The organism is Pseudomonas sp. Pse79, assembly GCF_024519615.1.
In the GTDB taxonomy this organism is placed as follows: domain Bacteria; phylum Pseudomonadota; class Gammaproteobacteria; order Pseudomonadales; family Pseudomonadaceae; genus Aquipseudomonas; species Aquipseudomonas veronii.
The window spans coordinates 71,190-90,951 of record NZ_JALJRR010000009.1 but is presented as its reverse complement, the minus strand read 5'-3'; the positions used below and the strand labels follow the sequence as shown (position 1 = coordinate 90,951).

Annotated in this window: 15 protein-coding genes and 1 pseudogene; 3 read left to right on the top strand and 13 right to left on the bottom strand. The window is 61.1% G+C overall.

The window, feature by feature from the left end:
• Positions 1-9 precede the first annotated feature (9 nt).
• The 4 genes from cyoD to cyoA are packed head-to-tail and all read right to left on the bottom strand — an operon-like array spanning position 10 to position 3,938.
• On the bottom strand, positions 10-345 hold the full coding sequence (gene cyoD, locus NR164_RS13745) for a cytochrome o ubiquinol oxidase subunit IV (RefSeq protein ID WP_017846725.1): 336 nt from the start codon (positions 343-345) through the stop codon (positions 10-12).
• A complete protein-coding gene (locus tag NR164_RS13740; protein ID WP_017846724.1) occupies positions 345-971 on the bottom strand; it encodes a cytochrome o ubiquinol oxidase subunit III in 627 nt (208 codons plus the stop codon). Before NR164_RS13740 ends, cyoD begins: the two co-directional genes overlap by 1 nt.
• Before the next feature lie 3 nt (positions 972-974).
• Positions 975-2,993: a cytochrome o ubiquinol oxidase subunit I gene (gene cyoB, locus NR164_RS13735; RefSeq protein WP_046382107.1), complete on the bottom strand. Its 2,019-nt coding sequence runs from the start codon at positions 2,991-2,993 to the stop codon at positions 975-977.
• A 3-nt stretch (positions 2,994-2,996) separates the two neighbouring features.
• On the bottom strand, positions 2,997-3,938 hold the full coding sequence (gene cyoA, locus NR164_RS13730; protein WP_026139992.1) for a ubiquinol oxidase subunit II: 942 nt from the start codon (positions 3,936-3,938) through the stop codon (positions 2,997-2,999).
• A 27-nt stretch (positions 3,939-3,965) separates the two neighbouring features.
• On the opposite strand from cyoA, the pseudogene NR164_RS30380 reads away from it, so the two are divergent.
• Positions 3,966-4,255, top strand: a pseudogene (locus NR164_RS30380) (hypothetical protein).
• A 473-nt stretch (positions 4,256-4,728) separates the two neighbouring features.
• Here the strand turns inward: NR164_RS30380 and NR164_RS13725 are convergent.
• The gene (locus NR164_RS13725) at positions 4,729-5,235 is read right to left on the bottom strand and encodes a disulfide bond formation protein B (protein WP_017846721.1); all 507 of its coding nucleotides are present in this window, start codon (positions 5,233-5,235) and stop codon (positions 4,729-4,731) included.
• A 412-nt stretch (positions 5,236-5,647) separates the two neighbouring features.
• On the bottom strand, positions 5,648-6,829 hold the full coding sequence (gene hmpA, locus NR164_RS13720; protein ID WP_046382105.1) for an NO-inducible flavohemoprotein: 1,182 nt from the start codon (positions 6,827-6,829) through the stop codon (positions 5,648-5,650).
• A 146-nt stretch (positions 6,830-6,975) separates the two neighbouring features.
• Between hmpA and norR the strand changes: the two genes are divergently transcribed.
• Complete coding sequence (gene norR / locus NR164_RS13715; protein ID WP_057005278.1) at positions 6,976-8,520, top strand: nitric oxide reductase transcriptional regulator NorR; 1,545 nt, start codon at positions 6,976-6,978, stop codon at positions 8,518-8,520.
• 195 nt (positions 8,521-8,715) lie between these two features.
• Here the strand turns inward: norR and NR164_RS13710 are convergent, their stop codons facing one another.
• Complete coding sequence (locus NR164_RS13710; RefSeq protein WP_057005279.1) at positions 8,716-9,627, bottom strand: DMT family transporter; 912 nt, start codon at positions 9,625-9,627, stop codon at positions 8,716-8,718.
• 138 nt (positions 9,628-9,765) lie between these two features.
• Here NR164_RS13710 and NR164_RS13705 point away from each other — a divergent pair, with 138 nt between their 5' ends.
• The gene (locus NR164_RS13705; RefSeq protein WP_108524580.1) at positions 9,766-10,641 is read left to right on the top strand and encodes a helix-turn-helix domain-containing protein; all 876 of its coding nucleotides are present in this window, start codon (positions 9,766-9,768) and stop codon (positions 10,639-10,641) included.
• Here the strand turns inward: NR164_RS13705 and NR164_RS13700 are convergent.
• From NR164_RS13700 to NR164_RS13675, 6 genes are all read right to left on the bottom strand, one after another.
• Positions 10,638-13,145, bottom strand: coding sequence for a LuxR C-terminal-related transcriptional regulator (locus tag NR164_RS13700; protein ID WP_256822855.1), 2,508 nt, complete (start codon positions 13,143-13,145; stop codon positions 10,638-10,640). The two genes, NR164_RS13705 and NR164_RS13700, sit on opposite strands and share 4 nt — an antisense overlap.
• 226 nt (positions 13,146-13,371) lie before the next feature.
• A complete protein-coding gene (locus NR164_RS13695) occupies positions 13,372-14,730 on the bottom strand; it encodes a DUF1329 domain-containing protein (protein WP_046382101.1) in 1,359 nt (452 codons plus the stop codon).
• A gap of 26 nt (positions 14,731-14,756) precedes the next feature.
• Positions 14,757-16,547 (bottom strand): DUF1302 domain-containing protein, encoded by a 1,791-nt coding sequence (locus NR164_RS13690; protein WP_177033826.1) that lies wholly within the window; start codon positions 16,545-16,547, stop codon positions 14,757-14,759.
• Between the two features lie 483 nt (positions 16,548-17,030).
• Positions 17,031-17,942 (bottom strand): SDR family oxidoreductase, encoded by a 912-nt coding sequence (locus NR164_RS13685; protein ID WP_017847774.1) that lies wholly within the window; start codon positions 17,940-17,942, stop codon positions 17,031-17,033.
• A 118-nt stretch (positions 17,943-18,060) separates the two neighbouring features.
• Positions 18,061-18,963, bottom strand: a complete 903-nt coding sequence (locus tag NR164_RS13680; RefSeq protein ID WP_057005282.1) for an alpha/beta fold hydrolase — start codon at positions 18,961-18,963, stop codon at positions 18,061-18,063.
• On the bottom strand, positions 18,963-19,745 hold the full coding sequence (locus NR164_RS13675; protein ID WP_057005283.1) for a class II aldolase/adducin family protein: 783 nt from the start codon (positions 19,743-19,745) through the stop codon (positions 18,963-18,965). The genes NR164_RS13680 and NR164_RS13675 overlap by 1 nt, the downstream gene beginning before the upstream one ends.
• Positions 19,746-19,762 lie beyond the last annotated feature (17 nt).

Sequence of the window (19,762 nt, the reverse complement as noted above, 5' to 3'; positions counted from 1 at the left end):
GGTCTTACCTCACTTCGCCATCATGTAGGTGTGGATGCTGAACATGATCCACAGCGACAGACCAACCAGCAGAACGATCACCAGGCCTGCGAACACGAACGCAATCACGTTCTCGCGCTGGGCCTCGGAGCGGTCCAGGTGCAGGAAGTACACCAGGTGAACCAGGACCTGAATCACCGCGAACGCCAGGACGATCATCAAGGTGATCGACTTCGGCAAGGTTGGGTACATCACCAGGCCGAACGGGATCAGGGTCAGGATGACCGACAGGATGAAGCCGATAGCGTAAGTCTTTACGCTGCCGTGACTCGCATCATGGCTGTCATGGGAGTGTGCATTAGCCATTACAGGGTCCCCATCAAGTAGACGACGGTGAATACGCAGATCCAGACCACATCCAGGAAGTGCCAGAACAGGCTCAGGCAGTTCAGGCGAGTCTTGTTGGTGTTGGTCAGGCCGTGTTTATTGACCTGATACATCATCATCGCCATCCAGATCAGGCCAGATGTCACGTGCAGACCGTGGGTCCCCACCAGCGTGAAGAACGCCGACAGGAAGCCGCTGCGGCTAGGGCCGTAGCCTTCGGAGATCAGCAGGTGGAACTCGTTGATCTCCATGCCGATGAAGCCCAGGCCGAACAGGAAGGTCAGGCCCAACCAGGTCAGTACGCCCTGCTTGTTGCCCTTGTAAAAGGACAACATGGCGAAGCCGTAGGTGATCGAACTGAACAACAGCAAGGCGGTTTCGCCGAGCACGTAAGGCAGTTCGAAGATGTCGTGGCCCGCCGGGCCACCCGCTACGTTGTTTACCAGTACCGCGTACACCGCGAAGATCGACGCAAACAAGATGCAGTCGGTCATCAGGTAGAGCCAGAAACCGTAGACGGTTACCGGGCCCGAGTCGTGGTGATGGTCATCGTGCCCATGGTCATCGACATGGGCGTGTCCAGCATTGGTCACTAAGTTCGACATGGTTTAAGCCTGTTCCAACGAGGTTTCTACACGGTTGGCCGGGATCTTCTTCTCGGCCACCAGGCGAGCGTGCTGCTCGGCTTCGATGCGCTCGATCGTTTCGACCGGCACCATGTAGCCTTGATCATCACGTGCAGCGTGGACAATGAAGTAGCCGATGGTGCCCACCAGGCTCACGATTGCCAGCCACCAGATGTGCCAGATCATCGCGAAACCGAACACGGTCAACAGCGCACCCATCACCACGCCAGTGGCGGTGTTGTTTGGCATGTGGATCGGTTCGTAGTGCTTAGGCCGCTGGTACGCAGTACCGTCTTCCTTGGCTTCGGTGAACGCATCGATGGTGTTCGCGGTAGGAATCACGGCGAAGTTGTAGAACGGAGGTGGCGACGAAGTCGACCATTCCAGGGTGTGGCCGTTCCATGGGTCGCCCGATTCGCACATGTTCTGCTTGCGATCACGCACGCTGACATACAGCTGGATCAGTTGGCAGGCGATACCCACCGCGATCAGCACCGCACCGATCATGGCGACGTACAGGTACGGCACCCACTCAGGGTTGGTGGTGGCGTTCAGACGACGGGTCATGCCCATGAAGCCCAGTGCATAGAGCGGCATGAACGCGACGAAGAAGCCCGAGATCCAGAACCAGAATGCAGCCTTGCCCCAACCGTCGTGCAGCTTGAAGCCGAACGCTTTCGGGAAGAAGAAGCTGAAACCAGCGATGTAACCGAATACCGCACCGCCGATGATCACGTTGTGGAAGTGAGCGATCACGAACAAGCTGTTGTGCAGCACGAAGTCAGCACCCGGGATGGCCAGCAGTACGCCGGTCATACCGCCGATGGCGAAGGTCACCATGAAGCCCAGTGTCCACACAACCTGGCTGGTCATACGCAGACGGCCGTGGTAGATGGTGAACAGCCAGTTGAATAGCTTCACCCCCGTCGGGATCGAAATCAGCATCGTCGCCAGGCCGAAGAAGGCGTTGACGCTGGCCCCCGAACCCATGGTGAAGAAGTGGTGCAGCCACACCATGAAGCCCAGTACCGAGATCGCACCGGAGGCGTAGACCATCGAGTGGTGACCGAACAGGCGCTTGCCGGTAAAGGTCGAGATCACTTCGGAGAAGATACCGAACGCTGGCAGGATCAGGATGTACACCTCAGGGTGACCCCATGCCCAGAACAGGTTCACGTACATCATTGGATTGCCACCAAGTTCGTTGGTGAAAATGTGGAAATCCAGGTAACGGTCAAGCGACAGCAGTGCCAGCGTAGCGGTGAGGATCGGGAACGAAGCCACGATCAGCACGTTGGCCCAGGTGCAGGTCCAGGTGAAGATCGGCATGTCCATCATCTTCATGCCAGGGGCGCGCATTTTCAGCACGGTGGCCAGGAAGTTGACCCCCGTCAGCGTCGTCCCGAGCCCTGATAACTGTAGCGCCCAGATGTAGTAGTCCACACCCACGCCCGGACTGTATTTCAGGCCCGACAATGGCGGATACGCAACCCAACCGGTCTTGGCGAATTCGCCGACGCCCAGGGATACGTTGATCAGCACCACGCCAGACACCAGCAGCCAGAAGCTCAGGGAGTTCAGGAACGGGTAGGCAACGTCGCGGGCACCGATCTGCAGCGGCACAGCAAGGTTCATCAGGCCGGTGAAGAAAGGCATCGCCATGAAGATGATCATGATCACACCGTGAGCGGTGAAGATCTGGTCATAGTGTTCAGGCGGCAGGTAGCCTGGCGCGCCCTCAGTGGCCATGGCCAACTGGGTACGCATCATGATGGCGTCGGCAAAACCACGCAGCAGCATGACCATGGCAACGACGATGTACATCACACCGATTTTCTTGTGGTCGACCGAAGTCAGCCACTCAGTCCACAAGTAGGTCCACTTCTTGAAGTAAGTGATACCCCCAACCAGTGCCAGACCACCCAGCGCGATCATGGCGATGGTAATCATCACAATCGGCTCGTGGAACGGGACCGCATCCCAACTTAATTTACCAAACATCGTTTACTCCTCTGCCCCAGCAGTTGAATGCGAGCCCGTGTCAGAACCTTCAACCGCAGCCACTTCTTTCTTCTCGTGCTTGACCGGCTTGCCTGGTTTCATGCCTTCGTACTTGTCGACGACTTTCTGAAACAGGTCAGGCGTGTAAGTGGAGTACAGCGCGACTGGGTTGTTCTGGCTTGGTTTGGCAAGGGCTTCGTATTCAGCTTGATCAAGCTGTTTAGGTGCGGCCTTGACTTCGGCTACCCAGGCGTCGAATTCTTCCTGGCTCGTCGAGATCGCTTTGAATTTCATGCCGGTGAAACCTGCGCCGCTATAGTTGGCGGAGATGCCGTCCATTTCAGCTTTCTGGTTGGCGATCAGGTGCAGCTTGGTCTGCATGCCGGCCATCGCGTAGATCTGGCCACCCAGGCCTGGGATGAAGAACGAGTTCATCACAGTGTCGGAGGTGATCTTGAAGTTAACCGGGGTATGTTCCGGGAACACGATCTTGTTGACGGTGGCGATACCCAGGTCCGGGTAGATGAACAGCCACTTCCAGTCCAGCGCGACCACTTCGATATTGATCGGCTTGACCTCGGAGTCCAGCGGACGGTACGGGTCCAGCGCGTGGGTGGACTTGTAGGTCACATAACCCAGGGCAATGATGATGAGGATCGGAACCAGCCACACCGCGATTTCAATCTTGGTGGAGTGCGACCACTTCGGCGCGTAAGTCGCCTTGGTGTTCGACGCGCGGTATTTCCAGGCGAAGGCGAAGGTCATGATGATCACAGGGACCACGACCAGCAACATCAGCAGGGTGGCAGTGATGATCAGGTTGCGTTCATCCAGACCGACCTGTCCTTTTGGGTCGAGCAAGGACCACTTGCAGCCTCCCAGCATTAACATCATGCCAAGCAGCGGCAAAAAGCCTAGTAATCGGGGGTACCTGTTTTTACTCATCTCACGACCTCTAAAGCAGCTTGCGCAATGCAGTTGGGTTTTGATCGCCAACACTTCACCCTGCCAAGGGTTGGCATTTCTCTTCGATTGAATAAGAGCCTGCCCGTGCGCCCTGATTGGACGGTTCGCGGACCTGCGGTGAGTTCTTATTCGATTTCGTGGTTAAAGGCCTTGTTACAGACCAATTCCATTTGGTGCGGATAGTTGAAAGGCTGCCGGAACCTGGGGTCGCACAGAGCCATCCATCTGCCCCTCGACCGCTCCAATGCTCAAATATTGAACAGCACCGGACATTCAGTGCGGGCGATTGTAGTTAGCTAGCGATCTATAAACCATGTCTTATAAAGAAATAATTTTTATCGATTCCAGCAATAATCCTTCACCTATTTTGCAAAGGTTCGCGATCTTATCGCGTTGGATTCTCAACAAAAACCACAAAAAATGCCGTGTTATAGGGCAAACTGCCACACCCCTTACCCGCCGTAAGGGCCTGAAAAAGCGCTCCAAGCCCCCATAAAACAGGGCACTCGCTGACCACCGAAAGCCGCGAACGGCGCGCTATTCGCGGTGTTGCTCAAACGATGAACTGACAGCACACATTAACGGCCATGGGCAAATTCACGCGGCGTTGCGACGGCTCGGAAACGCCCTGCGACAGCGCCTGTGTGACAACATGTCGCACACTGCGCGTCGTCAAAATTGTCCCGCGTCACTGTCACCTCACAAATCCCTACAAACAAAAACGCCCCGGCTTTCCCTTGAGAAAGACCGGGGCGTTTCAGTGAACGGCTCAGGCTTTGCGTTGGCGATTGCGATAGATACCCAGGGGCACCAGGATCACCGTCAGCACGAACGCCACCAGCGCCCATTGCGCCAGCGACAGGCCGAGCACCGGCGGGTACGGCGTGCTGCAGAAGCCGTCGACCTGGAATACCAGCGGAAACACCTTGGCCAGGGGCAGGCCGTCAACGATCGGTTGCAGCACATCCACGCCGCAACTGACCTCAGGGAAGAACTGGGTGTACACATGGTGACCGGCAGCCGCCACACCGCCCAAGGCACTGAGCACCACCAACCCTTCAAACAGCGTGATCGCCCCTTTGTTGCGCATAGCCGCACCAATAAACGCAAAAACGGCAATCAACAGCAAGGCATAGCGCTGCAGGATACACAGCGGGCACGGCGCTTCGCCCAACACCACCTGCATGTACAGCGCACCGCCGATCAGCGCCAGGCAGATGATGCCCAGCAACACCAGAAAGCGCCGCTCCCTGCCTAAACGCAATTCGTCACTCATCTCCGTATCCCTTTGTTTGGTTGTGCCTGTGGCGGCAAGTTTACACACAGAGAGTGGTTTAAACAGAAGGGGGTTAACGGCGGATTAATACGCCACTTGTAGGAGCGAGCTTGCTCGCGAAGAACTCAAAGACGCTGCGGTCATCCAGGATGCACGGGCGTTATCGTTGACGTTCTTCGCGAGCAAGCTCGCTCCTACAGGTGTAATGGGTGTGTGGGGGGCCGAAGAATTCGTAGCGGCTTTGTTTTTCGGGTACGCCCAAGGCCTTGAGGTGGCGCTTAATACGCCACTTGTAGGAGCGAGCTTGCTCGCGAAGAACTTAAAGACGCTGCGGTCATCCAGGATGCAGGCGTTATCGTTGACGTTCTTCGCGAGCAAGCTCGCTCCTACAGGTGTGTGGGTGTGTGGGGGGTTATTCGAGGGCGGCGGCTGGGCCGAAGAATTCGTAGCGGCTTTGTTTTTCGGGTACGCCCAAGGCCTTGAGGTGGCGCTTGACTGCGGCCATGAAGCCTTTAGGGCCGAGGAAGTACGCATCCAGGTCGCGCTGCTCAGGCAACCACGCCGCCAGTTGTTCCTGGCTCAGCAGGCCCACGGTGTCGCCTGCCGGGCTCACGCCATCGTCCTCGTCATAGCAGTAGAAGCGCTTGAGCTGCGGATGCTTGGCCGCCAGGGCGTCGACCCATTCCCGAAACGCATGCACCCCGCCGTTACGCGCGCAGTGGATAAAATGCACCGGACGCTGGGTGGCCAGGGCCGCTTCGAGCATCGGCAGTGTTGGCGTGATGCCCACCCCGCCGCTGATCAGCACCAGCGGTTTATCGCTGGCGGCCAGGGTGAACTCGCCCGCTGGCGGGAACAGGTCGATCGTCGCGCCGACCTGCAATTGATCATGCAGGTAGTTGGACACCCGCCCACCGGCTTCACGCTTGACGCTGATGCGGTATTGGCCGGCATCGCTGAGGGCCGACAAGGAATAGTTGCGGCGCACTTCTTCGCCATCGAGCAGCAGCGTCATACCAATGTACTGACCGGGCTCGGCGGCGAGGATCGGGCCGTTGTCCAGCGGGGCGAAATAGAAGGACGTGATTTCGGCACTTTCCTCCACGCGCTTGACCAGCTTGAACGGCCGCGCGCCCCGCCAGCCGCCCGGCGCCTGGGCTTTCTCGTCATAGATCGCGGCTTCGGCGCCGATCAGAATGTCCGCCAACTGACCGTAGGCCGCGCCCCAGGCGCTCATCACCTCGGGAGTGGCAATCTCGCTGCCCAACACTTCGGAAATCGCACGCAGCAGGCAGGCCCCCACGATCGGGTAATGTTCCGGCAGGATCTGCAAGGCCACGTGTTTGTTGATGATCTTCGCCACCAGATCACCCAGTTGATCCAACTGGTCGATATGTCGTGCATACATCAACACACCATTGGCCAGGGCACGGGGCTGGTCGCCGCTGGCCTGGTGCGCCTGGTTGAACAGCGGGCGCACCTCCGGGTACTCGGAGAGCATCATGCGATAGAAATGGGTGATCAGCGCTTCGCCGCCGCTTTCCAGCAGGGGCACGGTGGATTTGATGATGGCACGGTCTTGGGCACTAAGCATGGAGCCTCCTGGGCTTCTTTACTGATTGCCTTGGAGTACTCAGTATTCATGCCAACTAATAAATCGTTTGATTTCAATCAGTTAAATTACTTGTAGTCAGTAAGACCTCCTACAACTTATAGTCATAAGGACTACAAGGAGTCATTATGACTGCGCAATCGCTGCTCACCACCCTGCTCCCTCTGGTCGCCGACCTGTCCCGCGAACTGCCCGAAGGCGAGCGTTACCGCCGCCTGTTGCAAGCCATGCGCGCCCTGCTGCCGTGCGACGCCGCCGCGCTGTTGCGCCTGGACGGTGAGTCGCTGGTGCCGCTGGCAGTGGACGGCTTGAGCGCCGATACCCTGGGCCGACGCTTCAAGGTCAGCGAACACCCGCGTTTCGCCGTGCTGCTCGGCAGCCCCGGCCCGACGCGTTTCGACAGCGACAGTGAATTGCCCGACCCCTACGACGGCCTGGTGGACGGCCTGCACGGGCACCTCGAAATTCACGACTGCATGGGCTGCCCGCTGTATGTCGATGACAAACCATGGGGCCTGCTGACCCTGGACGCCCTCGACACCGAGCGCTTCGAACGGGTCGAGCTGGACGCCCTGCAAGCCTTCGCCAGCCTCGCCGCCGCCACGGTCAACGTCGCCGAACGCATTGAACACCTGGCATTGCGCGCCGAAGACGAACGCCAGCGTGCCGAGATCTACCGCCAGGCCAGCGGCCAGCAGCACAAAGAGATGATCGGCCAGAGCAAGCCCCACAAGCGCCTGGTCGAAGAGATCAACCTGGTGGGCGGCAGCGACCTCACCGTGTTGATCACCGGCGAAACCGGGGTCGGCAAGGAACTGGTGGCCCAGGCGATCCACGCCGCATCGTCCCGCGCGGACAAGCCGCTGATCAGCCTCAACTGCGCCGCCCTGCCGGAAACCCTGGTGGAAAGCGAGCTGTTCGGCCACGTGCGCGGCGCCTTCACCGGCGCGCTGAACGAGCGTCGGGGCAAATTCGAACTGGCCAACGGCGGCACGTTGTTTCTGGACGAAGTCGGCGAGCTGTCGTTGACGGTGCAGGCCAAGCTGCTGCGCGTCCTGCAAAGCGGTCAACTGCAGCGCCTGGGCTCGGACAAGGAACATCAAGTGGACGTGCGCCTGATCGCCGCCACCAACCGCGACCTGGCCGAAGAAGTGCGCAACGGCCGCTACCGTGCCGACTTCTACCACCGCCTCAGCGTCTACCCGCTGCAAGTGCCGGCGCTACGCGAGCGCGGGCGCGACGTGTTGCTGCTGGCCGGGTTCTTTCTCGAACAGAACCGTTCACGCATGGGCCTGGGCAGCCTGCGCCTGACCAGCGACGCCCAAGCCGCGTTGCTGGCCTACAACTGGCCGGGCAATGTGCGCGAGCTGGAACATTTGATCGGACGCAGCGCACTGAAAGCCCTGGGAAACTGTCGCGAACGTCCGAAGATTCTCAGCCTGAGCGCCCAAGACCTGGACCTGCCCGACGTCAGCGCAGCGCCGATCGCCCCCCCACCCGAAGTCACCGCCATCGCCGGCGGCGACCTGCGTCAGGCCACCGAACACTACCAGCGCCAAGTCATCAACGCCTGCCTGGAACGCCACCAACACAACTGGGCCAGCACCGCCCGCGAACTAGGCCTGGACCGCGCCAACCTAGGCCGCATGGCCAAGCGCCTAGGCCTCAAATAACCCAGATCCCCCAATCAAACCCAATAAATACTGAAATACTGAAATGCTGAAATGCTGAAATGCTGAAAATGTGGGAGGGGGCTTGCCCCCGATAGCGGTGGGTCAGTCACTTATTTGTAGCTGACCCACTGCTATCGGGGGCAAGCCCCCTCCCACCTAAAGCAATCCCCTCCCACCTTAACCCCCCTTCCCACCTCAGACTTGCTTCGCCCTGAACACCGCCTCCCCCGCCTGAACCACCCTAACCCTACGAAACACCAACACATTCCCCACCATCACCAACACCAACCCCACCAACGCCGGCGCAGTCCACTGATACCCCTCAGCAAACGCCGACACATTCAGCGCCACCACCGGAAACAACACCGTGCAATACGCCGCCCGCTCAGGCCCCATACGCCCGACCAGCGTCAGATACGCCGTAAACCCAATCACCGACCCCGGAATCACCAAATACCCCAACGCCCCGACATACCGCGCACTCCAGTCCATCTCGAACGGAATACCGCGCACCACGCAATAGGTCGCCAGCATCACCGCACCATATGCCATGCCCCAGGCATTGGTAGTCAATGGCCGCAACCCCGCCTTCTGCTGCAGGCTCGAAAGCATATTGCCAGCCGAAAAACACATCGTCCCCAACAGCGCCAAACCCAGCCCGAGCAAGGTCTGCGGGCTCGCGGTGTGCCCCGCCAGCTCCGGCCAGAACAACAGGCCCAAGCCCAGCAAGCCAAGGCCGCCGCCCATCAACACATTGCGCGCGACCCGCTGGCCAAAAAACACCCGCGCATTCAGGGCATTCCACAGCGTCGCCGTAGAAAACACCACCGCCACCAGCCCGCTGGGAATCCACTGGCTGGCCGTGAGAAAACACATGAAGTTCACACAGAACAGGCACAACCCCTGGGCCAGGCAGATCAGATGCCCGCGCCGGTTCATCACCTGCAACTTGCGGCTGAGCAGCAACAGCACAAACAACACCAACGCCGCCAGGGCGAAGCGATAGACAATCGACACGGGAATCGCCACCACGCCCAGTTGCCACTTGAGGGCGATCCAGGTGGTGCCCCAGATCAGCACGGTGAGTAAATACAGGAAAAGGTTCATAACAGGCTCCGCTGGTTGAGCCACAGTGTCGCCTTCAAGCCCTGGCCGGCGCTTGCAGATTCTTGCGCTTTTGTCGCACGGCAGGCTCACAGCGCCAGCGGCTCGGAGTAGGATGCAAGGCGTCGGAGAGTACACACCATGTCAACGTTGGAATCCCTGCAAGTCTTTCAAGCCCTCAACCGCTCGCCCCACGCTCGCCTCGAAGCCTGCGCCGAGCTCGGTGACGGCTTGTCTGCGGCGTTGTGGAGCAATCACCACGACTCCCAGGACTACCAGGCGCCCGGCCATCACACCTTGTCCTGCTACATCGGCGGCGGCACCGGCACGTTTCGTCGCGACCAGCCGGGCACCAAGGGCGGGCCCGACAAGTTGTGCATCCTGCCGGCCGAGCATCAGTCGGCCTGGGTGATCAACGGCGACATCCGCCTGGCCCATGTGTATTTCAGCCAGGCGCAATTCGCCCTGGGCTGCATCACCCTGCTCGACCGCGAACCGCGCGCGCTGCAACTGCAGGAAAGCACCTTCCTCGAAGACCCCAGCCAGGCGCAACGCTTTCACCAGTTGATCGCCCTCAACTGGCACGAGCCCGCCGAACGCCTGCTGACCAGCAGCCTGGCCCATGAAATGCTCAGCCACACCTTGCTCAGCCAAGTCGGCGCGCGCGACGGGCTGCGTTTGAAAGGCGGGCTGGCGGCGCATCAGCGGCGGTTGTTGGTGGACTACATCGACCAGCACCTGGACGACCCCATCAGCCTCGGGCAATTGGCCGGGATGTGTGCGCTGTCGGAATACCATTTTGCGCGGATGTTCCGCCAAAGCTTCGGCCTGCCGCCCCATCAATACCTGCTGGCCCGGCGCCTGGCCCGCGCGCAGAACCTGCTGCGCAGCGGCAGCCTGCCCGTGGGTGACATCGCGTTGATGTGCGGCTTCTCCAGCGCCAGCCACTTCACCCATCGCTTTCGCCAGGCCATGGGCGCGACGCCCGGCGAATACCGTCAGGCGTTCTGCGCTTAAACCATCAAGCCCAACGTCTTGGCCTTGGCCACCGCCTGGGTGCGTCGCTCCACGCCGAGCTTGCTGTGGATGCGCCGCGCGTGGGTCTTGACGGTGTGCAGCGAGATAAACAAGCGGCCGGCGATTTCCAGGTTGGAGTTGCCCAGGGCGATCAGTTGCAGCACCTCCAGCTCGCGTTGGCTCAGCGGGTTGTCCGCCGTGCCGGTCGGCGAGGCCTGCGGTTCCAGGCCCAGCTCACTCAACAGCCCGGGCGAGCGTAAACGCAGCTCGCGGATCGCTTGCTGCACCTGGCAACGCCCTGCCAGTTCCAGGCCGTGTTGCAGTGAACGACGCGCCATCGCCGGTTCGCCCAGTTGCCAGGCCACCTCTCCAAGCACCAGGTGCAATTCGGCCTCCAGGCACAGCATGCCGCGTTGGCGGGAAGCGTCCAGCAGTGCGTTGAGCCGCGCCAGAGGTTGATCGGCGACACCCAGTTTGACCTCGGCCAACACCAGCAGGTATTCAAGACGCGGGATCAATTCCAGCGTGGCCGGCGGCGCCTGCTTGGCGTCGGGCCCTCGGAAATGGCGGAGCACCCGGCGCAGCGCTGCCACCGTCAATTCGGCGCGGCCCTGTTGCAACCAGAAGTGCCCGCTGACCAGCAGCAACACCGCGCGGTACACCGTGTCCGGCACCTGGCGCTGCTGCATCAGGCGCTCGGCCTCGCGCAACTGGATAAAGGCCTGGGCGTAATCACCGTGATTGGCCGCCAACAGCGCAAGGCCCAGATAGCCATACAACACGCGCTTGTCCTGGCTGTGCAGGCACATGTTCAAACCCGTCTCGAAGCACTCGGCAGCCAACGCGTCCTGCCCCTGGCGCAGGGCCAGATGCCCACGCCGCAAGGCGATGCGTCCGACCAGCGGCCCAGCCTTCAGCCGCTGCTTGAGCAACATCGCCTGCACCTGCTCCAACAGGTTTTGCGCGCGGTACGGCGCGCCGCGCTGTTCGAGCAATTGCGCGTGATCCAGCTCCAGCAGGGCTTCGAGCAACAGCGAACCATGGGCCCGCGCCAGGCACAGCGCTTCGCGGTTCAGGGTCTGGGCCGCCTCCAGCTCACCGCGCAACAAGGCTTGCTGGGTCAGCCCCGACAAGCACATCAGACGTGATGTCCACGCACTGTCGGGCAACGCCTGCAAGGCCTCGAGGAAATGCTCGCGAGAACGTTGCGCATCACCCGCCAGATGCAGCAACCACCCCCACTGCGCCTGCCAGCGCGCCAACAACAGGCGTTGCTGCGGCGCCGACGGTTGCGGGGCGAAACGCGCCAGTTGGCCGATGCACAACGCGGCCTGCTCGAAGCGCCCGGCGAACAGCAACGCGGCCGTGACCAGCCCCACCAACTGCGCGGAACACAGCATCAGTTCGTCACCGTGTTGTTCATGCAGGCGCAACAACAGCACGGCATTCTGCTGGCGGAACAGGTCTTCGAAGCTGAAGTGCTGCAACAGGCTGACGGCCACTTCGTATTCTTCGGCCAGCAGCGCCTGCTCGAACGCGGCTTGCCAGTCGCCCTCGGCACTGAACCATTGGCAGGCCCGTCGGTGCCAGGAGCGTTTGGCCGGCCAGGGTTCATCCCGTATCAACTGCGCAAGCGGCGCGAAGACTTGCAGCCAGTCGGCGGCATCGTCCCAGGGCTGGATAAATGCGCCGAGCGCCTGCAAGTCCCGCAGGTACTGAGCGCCATCGCCAAAGCCGAACAGGTGCTCGCACAAGCCCGCATTGAAACGCGGCAAATGCGCCAGCACCCGCCAGGCTTCCTCCAGTTCCGCCGGCAAGGTGCTGAACAGCTCGTGTTGCAGGTAGTCGAGCAAGGTCTTGTCGGGATGGCCGTCGCCGAGCAAGGCGATGCGAACCCCGGCGCACCAACCGGCGCTGAACCGCATCACGCGCTCGACGCTGTGACCCGGCGCCTCGCCGAGCAGGGCCTGGACTTCCTCGGCGCTGAAGATCAACTCGGCCGCGCTGCATTCCAGCAGCTCATCGTCGAGCAGCAGCCGCGGCCAGTTGCACCCAGGGCGCCGCCGCGCACCCAGCCACCAGGTCAGCGCCGGGTGGCTGGCGCTGAGCAGGCGGTCGAGCAAGGCGTCCAGCTCGGGCGCGGGCAGACGGCTGAAATCATCGAGAAACAACCACGCCGACGTCTGCCAGCGGCTGAGATCCTGCAGCAGCGTGGCTTCATCGGTAAACGCCAGGTCCAGGTTGTGCGCCAGGCGCCGGCACAAATCCAGCGGGCTTAGCGGCACGCCATTGAGCGGTAGCCAGTACACCTGACAACCCGCCGGCGCCTGCAAGGCGCACTCGGCGAGCAACGCGCTCTTGCCACTGCCGCCCGGGGCACAGAGCAACTTGACCCGCGCCTGCGCCGCCAACAACGGCTCGGCCAGGCGCGGGCGCAACAGATGATGGGCGGACAGCCGTGGCATGAATCCAGGACGGTCCAGGCAGCGTGTCATGGCAGTCATTGCTGCATCCTGCGTTTTTATTGTTATGCAACCTGACACCTACCCTAGCCCCGTGCTCGGCGAATATTGAAGAAGTATTCAACGCAGTGATTAATAGCCATGCACAAAACCCAATGTGGGAGGGGGCTTGCCCCCGATGGCGGTGGATCAGTCAGCTCTCTGTAGCTGATCCACCGCTATCGGGGGCAAGCCCCCTCCCACATTAAGATTGCATTTCAAACAGGCATCAACGCACGCCCGAAGCCCTCAACGCCGCTGGCGTGTAGTCCGCCGCCTTGGCCGCAAACCCGAACACAAAACTGCTCTTCTCCTCATTCTTCATACCCAGGGCGATGTAGCGTCCGGCGATGAGGTCGTACAGGGTTTCCACGGTGTAGGCCGGCACCTGATGGTCGTAGTAGAACTGTGCATGACCTTCGGCGACACGCCACAGTTGGCCGCGGCCGTCATAGTGATCCACCAGCGCGACCTGCCAGCTGTCTTCGTCGATGTACATGTGGCGCTTGGCATAGATGTGCCGTTCGCTCGGCTTGACGGTGCCGACCACTTCCCACACGCGGTGCAGCTCATAGCGGGTCAGGTCCTGGTTGATATGCCCGGCCTTGATGATGTCGTCGTACTTGAGGTTCGGCGAATCGAGCTTGTAGCTGTTGTAGGGGATGTACATCTCTTTCTTGCCCACCAGCTTCCAGTCATAGCGATCGGGGGCGCCGGAGAACATGTCGAAGTTATCCGTGGTGCGCAGGCCGTCGGACGCGGTGCCCGGGCCGTCGTAGGACACTTGCGGCGCCCGCCGCACACGGCGCTGGCCAGCGTTGTAGATCCAGGCCAGGCGCGGTTCCTTGACCTGGTCGAGGGTCTCGTGGACCAGCAGCACGTTACCCGCCAGCCGCGCCGGGGCCGTTACCGATTGCTTGAAGAAACTCAGCACGTTGGCGGCCTTGGCGGCGTCGATATCCGGGATCGCCTGCGGCACCGCGACTTCTTCTTCAAAGCGGATCGGCGTGTAGCTGCCGTTCGTCTGCGGGGTGGCCTGGGTGATGATGCGCCGCAGGTTGCCGCCGTGGTAACGGGTGATGTGGTTCCACAGCACCTCCACGCCATTCTTGGGGATCGGGAACGCGTAGTAGCGGTTGCCGGTAAAGTTCTCCAGGCCGTTGCCGTCGTTGATCGCATGCACGTTCAGCGCGCTGCGCTTGATCGACTCGTAGATATCCGGCGGCAGGTTGACCGTGCGGTGGCTCGGGTACACCGGGATCTTGTAGGTCTCGGGGTAACGCTTGAACATCGCCACCTGGCCGTCGGAGAGTTTGTCCTTGTATTTGTCGACGGTCGCGGCGGTGATCACGAACAGCGGTTTTTCATTGGCGAACGGGTCGGCGAGGAAGCCCTTGCTGTCCACCGCACCGGCATTTTTTGGAATGCCGCCGGTCCAGGCCGGGATCGAGCCATCGGCGTTGCCGGCCTTTTCGGCGCCGACCGGGGTCAGGCTGGTGCCGAGCTTGGCGGCTTCTTCGGGCGACACGGCCGCCATGACGTTGGCGGCCAACACACTCAGGGCCATCACAGCAATTAACTTACGCATAGAGTCTTGTCCTTCTTTAAGCCAAATCAGAAGTTCACGCCGAAGCTGAGGGCGAGGAAGTCGCGGTCGGTCAGGGTGTTGTAGTCGCCACCAAAAAAGTCGGTGTAACTCAGGCTGGCGGTGTAGGTGTTGCGGTAGTCCGCATCGACGCCGACGCTGATCGCCTTGGCGCCCTGGTTGAACAGGCCGTTGGGGCCGTAGCCGTTGACGTCGTGGGACCAGGACAGGTTGGGCTTGAGGTTCACCCCGGCAAACACGTTGTTGTAGTCGAGGATGGCGCGGGCACGATACCCCCAGGAATTGGCTGTGACGAAACCGTCGGTGTCGCCACCGTAACCATAGGCGCCGTATACCGAGTCGCGGCCGTAGCGCAGTTTGCTTTTCGCTTCCAGCCCGCCGACGTGGACGAAGGCGGCCTCTCCCACCAGGGTCAGGCGTTCGGCCCCCAGTACCTGGTCGAAGAACTGAGTCATGGTGCTCTGGATCTGGGTGATTTCCTTGCGCCGGTAACCGGCATTGTCGGCGCCGAACGAGCTGTGGATCGGCGAGGCGGTGTTGCCGGCAATCGGGTTGATCAGGGCCAGGGTCAGGTCGGTGGTGTTGAGTTGCACCGGCGCATTCGGGCGGTAGCTGATTTCCCCGGTCCAGGCCGTGCCGGTGGGCAAGGTGGTGGAGAAGCTGGCGCCGTACAGGCGAATGTCTTCCGGGTAATCGAGATAGTACTGGCCACGGCCGAGCATGGTGCTCTGGGCCAGGGCCGAGCCGGTGCCTGGCGCAATGGCGTTGGCAGCGTTGACGATGCGCCCGATGGTGGCCAGGTTGGTGTTGGCGGTGAGGGTGCCGACGGTCGGCGTGCGGCTGTGGTAGTTCATGAAGTACAGGCCGTACTCGGTGTCGTCGCCCAGCCAGCGCAAGGCCGCGCCGAATTGGCCGCCATCGCGGGCATCACGGTCCTTGGCGCGCTGCACCACGACGCCTTCACGCGTGACCTCAAAGCCCTGGCCGAACGCTGCGGCCACCGGTTGCAACGGCGCAATCGCCGGGCTGCCGACCGTGTAGTTACCGTTGCAACCGTGGGCCGCCACGTCGCCACCAAAGAACGTGCCGCAGTTATCCAGCACGGTGTTTTCCCAGTTCAACTGGTAGAAGCCTTCTACCGTCAGTTGGTTGGTCAGGCTTTGGGAGGCGAACAGCATATTGACCGGTATCAGCCCTTCCTTGATCTCGGCGCCGGGGCGGCGGAAGGCCGATACGTCGATGGGGTTGATGCTGTTGATGGAGTTACCGATAAACGTACTCTCGCCCCAACTCACCACCTGCTTGCCGACGCGCACGTTGCCCGGCAGGTCGGCGATGGAATAGTTGTGATAGACGAACGCATCCAGCAGCTCGTAACCGGAGGAGCGCGCACCTTCGTCGCGATGGTGATTGCTGATCTGCTTGAACTCGCGGTCTTCGTCCTGCAGTTCGAAGTCGTACCAGTACTTGCCGCGCACGAACACGCCGCTGTCGCCGTACTTGAGTTCCAGGTCGTGGATGCCTTTGAAGATCTTGGAGAAGGTCTCGCCCTTCTTGAAGTTCAGTCGCCCGTCATCCCCGGTGGAAGCCTGCCCCGTGCCGCCATTGGACACGCCCACCAGTTTCTTGTCGGCATCGCGCATGCCCCAGCTGGCGCCGACCGACAGCGAGGAATCGAATTGCCCTTCGATCTCGCCGATGTTGAACGAAACAGCCTGTGCCTGGGCACAGCATCCCAACGCAACCGCGGCGGCTAGCGCCTGCGGCGTGAAGATGGCGCGCATTGTTGTTTTTGTCATGCGTCTTCCCCGGTGAGTGACAGAAGGCCCCACCCTACTGCCGCCCTTCGGGAGCGATAAGCGCACCAAGGAGGTATTCGTGTTGTCGCCCGAAAGGATTAACGCCGCTCTGGCGCGGCTCTGCGCGGGGGCATGCGCCCCATGGATGGCGGGTTATCAGGCCGGTGGATGGCGCCAGGGGGTGACTGTTGTCATATCCGTAACAGTCCTTGTCCTGAAGCGCTATTACTCATTTTGTTACAACCCTCTATTCTTGCCTGGCTTTCAGGGCAAACGGCCCGCTCCCACCTTCGGGAGAACAGCTGAAATTCGACGGATTGGCTACTGTATTCAATCTGTTACCGGTGTTCACTGACGTTGAGTCTGTCGCTCCTTGATCCAACGTCTTACTTCGGCCGCTGCTTTGCAGCGGCCTTTTTTATGCCTGAAAAAAAGCGGGGCGCCGTCAGCGCCCCGCAGTATTGAAGGTGTATCCGGCAATGATCAGAGGCTGAACTTCTGCAAATTGGCCATCATCTCCTTCAAAGCCTCGATTGTGTCCTTGGGATGCACCGCGCCTTCGAAGTCACAGATCTGTTGCCAGTGCGCGGCCACGTCGTCCGGCGAGAACCCGGCTTCCGGGTCGAAGCCCACACCCAGGCTGCGTTCCCAGCGGGTCTTGCCGATCCAGCCGCCGCCCACTTCGAACAAGCCTGAGGTTTCCTGGCACGCCTCGCTACCCAGGTACACCACCAGCGGGCTGACCAGTTCCGGCTTGAGGCGCTCGAACACCTGCGGCGGGATCAGGCCTTCGGTCATGCGCGTGCCGCCGGTGGGGGCGATGGCGTTGACCAGAATGTTGTTCTTGCGCCCTTCCAGCGCCAGGGTGCGGGTCAAGCCATACAGGCCGAGCTTGGCCATGCCGTAGTTGGACTGCCCGAAATTGCCGTAGATGCCCGACGTGGACGCAGTAAAAATCACCCGCCCATAGCTTTGTTCACGCAGATGAGGCCAGGCGGCGCGGGTAACTTTGTAGGCACCTTCGACATGCACCCGGTAAACCAGGTCCCAGTCGCTGTCGTCCATTTTGTGGAAGGTCTTGTCGCGCAGGATGCCGGCGTTGTTCACCACCACGTCGATACGGCCGAACGCATCCAGGGCGTTCTGTACGATTTTCTCGCCGTCGGTGACGGAATCATGGTTGGCTTCGGCGATACCGCCGGCTTCGCGGATTTGTGCGACCACACGGTCGGCCGCCGACGCATTGGCGCCCTCGCCCTGGGTGGAACCGCCGAGATCGTTGACCAGCACTTTGGCCCCGTGCCTGGCGAACAGCAGCGCATGGGCCCGGCCCAACCCGCCGCCGGCACCGGTGACGATCACGACCTTATCCTGGAACTGCACTGACTCACTCATACCGAACTCCAATGGCGACGATGGGAATGGCTCGAGTGTCAGGCACGGCGCCTGCGGTCACAATAAATACGGCCACGGCTGAATGGTGCGCGATAAGGCAGCAGGATGATCGCCTGTTTCAGGAATAGGCCATGCGCGGCGGCGCGTGCGCGATCTGCTGTCGGAACTCCAGGTAATGCTTGAGCACCTGCACCGGCGCTTCGATCTGCGGGTAGTGGCCGATATTGGCCAGCAATACCGTGTCGGCGTGGGGCACCAACTGGCGGTAACGCTCGACCATGTGCGCGCCGGAAATCGGGTCGAACTCGCCGTCGATCACCCGCAGCGGCACGTCGCCACGTTGCAGGGCGCCCACCCAACGCTCACGCAGGCGACGGCGCTGGGGAATGTAGTTGATCAGTTTATGCAGAATGCGCGGCCCGTCATTGCAGTCGATCAGGCTCCAGAAATCATCGAGGGCGCTCTCACTGGGGCGGGTCTGTGCGCCGAAGATCTGGCTGAAGCTGTCGGACAAGGCATTGCGCCCAAATGTGCGACCGATCATCCAGCCCAAGGGGCTGAGCAGCAGTTTCTGCACCAGGGCCAGGCGATGGGTTTCGGGGAACAACCCGCCATTGAGGAACACGCAACTGGCCATCTGGAAGCGGCCTTCGTGATGCCGCGCCAATAACTCCTGGGCGACGCTGTCCCCGTAATCATGGGCCAGCACATGCACCGGTTGTCGCACATGCAGGTGGTCGAGCAGCGCCTGTTGCAGATCCGCCTGTTCCAACAGGCAATAGTCGTGATCCAGCGGCTTGGCCGAATCGCCAAACCCGAGCATGTCGCAGGCGATCACCAGGTTGCGCTGGGCCAGGGGCTGCCACAGGTAATGCCAGTCCCAACTGGCGGTCGGGAAGCCATGGATCAGCAGCAGCGGCTCACCCTGCCCGGCCACCCAATAGCGAATGGTGTGGCCACGAAAAACAAAACTCTGGCCGCACTTGCGCCAGGCTCTGAGCGGAATTTCGGCGAGAGGCATCAACTTTTATACCCTGGATCTTGCAGGTCCAATTTACGCAGCAGCGCCGGCCAGGCCAGCGCGCCCCCCATACCTTGGGCGCTCTTTGTGACAGCCGCCACCATCGCCCTGGCCCCGGCGAGAATCTGCGGGTCGATGGCGATCAATTCAGCCCCGCCGTTGCGCGCAAGCACTTGGATATCACAGGCGCGCTGAAAGGTGAACATCATCAAGAAGGTGTCGGCGATGGTCGCGCCGCAGGTCAGCAGGCCATGGTTGTGCAGCATCAGGAAATTGTTGTCGCCGAGGTCGGCCTGCAAACGGGCTTTTTCCTCGTGGTTCAGCGCCACGCCTTCGTATGCGTGATAGGCCAGGCTAGACAACACAAACAAGGACTGCTGGCTGATCGGCAGTACGCCCTGCTTCTGCGCAGACACCGCAACCCCCGCCGCCGTATGGGTATGCAACACGCACTCCACGTCGTGGCGCACTTCGTGGATCGCGCTGTGGATGGTGTAGCCGGCCGGGTTGATGTCGTAGGGGCTGTCCATCCGTTTGTTGCCGGCCTGGTCGACCTTGATCAGGCTCGACGCCGTGATTTCGTGAAACATCATCCCATAGGGGTTGATCAGGAAATCATCGGTGCCCGGCACCTTGGCCGAGATATGCGTGAAAATCAGATCATCCCAGCCGTGCAGGGCGACCAGGCGATAGCACGCAGCCAGATCGACGCGCGTCTGCCATTCGGCGGCGCTGACCTGATCTTTGACACTCTGTGGCGATACAACGGGGGCTAGGCTCACGGCAACGACCTCCTTGA

Bases quoted from the DNA above. Each gene is read 5' to 3' on its own strand.
- NR164_RS13695 (WP_046382101.1), bottom strand. From the start codon at position 14,730: ATGCGTAAGTTAATTGCTGTGATGGCCCTGAGTGTGTTGGCCGCCAAC.
- norR (WP_057005278.1), top strand. From the start codon at position 6,976: ATGACTGCGCAATCGCTGCTCACCACCCTGCTCCCTCTGGTCGCCGAC.
- hmpA (WP_046382105.1), bottom strand. From the start codon at position 6,829: ATGCTTAGTGCCCAAGACCGTGCCATCATCAAATCCACCGTGCCCCTG.
- NR164_RS13690 (WP_177033826.1), bottom strand. From the start codon at position 16,547: ATGACAAAAACAACAATGCGCGCCATCTTCACGCCGCAGGCGCTAGCC.
- NR164_RS13700 (WP_256822855.1), bottom strand. From the start codon at position 13,145: ATGACTGCCATGACACGCTGCCTGGACCGTCCTGGATTCATGCCACGG.
- cyoA (WP_026139992.1), bottom strand. From the start codon at position 3,938: ATGAGTAAAAACAGGTACCCCCGATTACTAGGCTTTTTGCCGCTGCTT.
- NR164_RS13710 (WP_057005279.1), bottom strand. From the start codon at position 9,627: ATGAACCTTTTCCTGTATTTACTCACCGTGCTGATCTGGGGCACCACC.
- cyoD (WP_017846725.1), bottom strand. From the start codon at position 345: ATGGCTAATGCACACTCCCATGACAGCCATGATGCGAGTCACGGCAGC.
- cyoB (WP_046382107.1), bottom strand. From the start codon at position 2,993: ATGTTTGGTAAATTAAGTTGGGATGCGGTCCCGTTCCACGAGCCGATT.
- NR164_RS13685 (WP_017847774.1), bottom strand. From the start codon at position 17,942: ATGAGTGAGTCAGTGCAGTTCCAGGATAAGGTCGTGATCGTCACCGGT.
- NR164_RS13725 (WP_017846721.1), bottom strand. From the start codon at position 5,235: ATGAGTGACGAATTGCGTTTAGGCAGGGAGCGGCGCTTTCTGGTGTTG.
- NR164_RS13705 (WP_108524580.1), top strand. From the start codon at position 9,766: ATGTCAACGTTGGAATCCCTGCAAGTCTTTCAAGCCCTCAACCGCTCG.
- NR164_RS13680 (WP_057005282.1), bottom strand. From the start codon at position 18,963: ATGCCTCTCGCCGAAATTCCGCTCAGAGCCTGGCGCAAGTGCGGCCAG.
- NR164_RS13740 (WP_017846724.1), bottom strand. From the start codon at position 971: ATGTCGAACTTAGTGACCAATGCTGGACACGCCCATGTCGATGACCAT.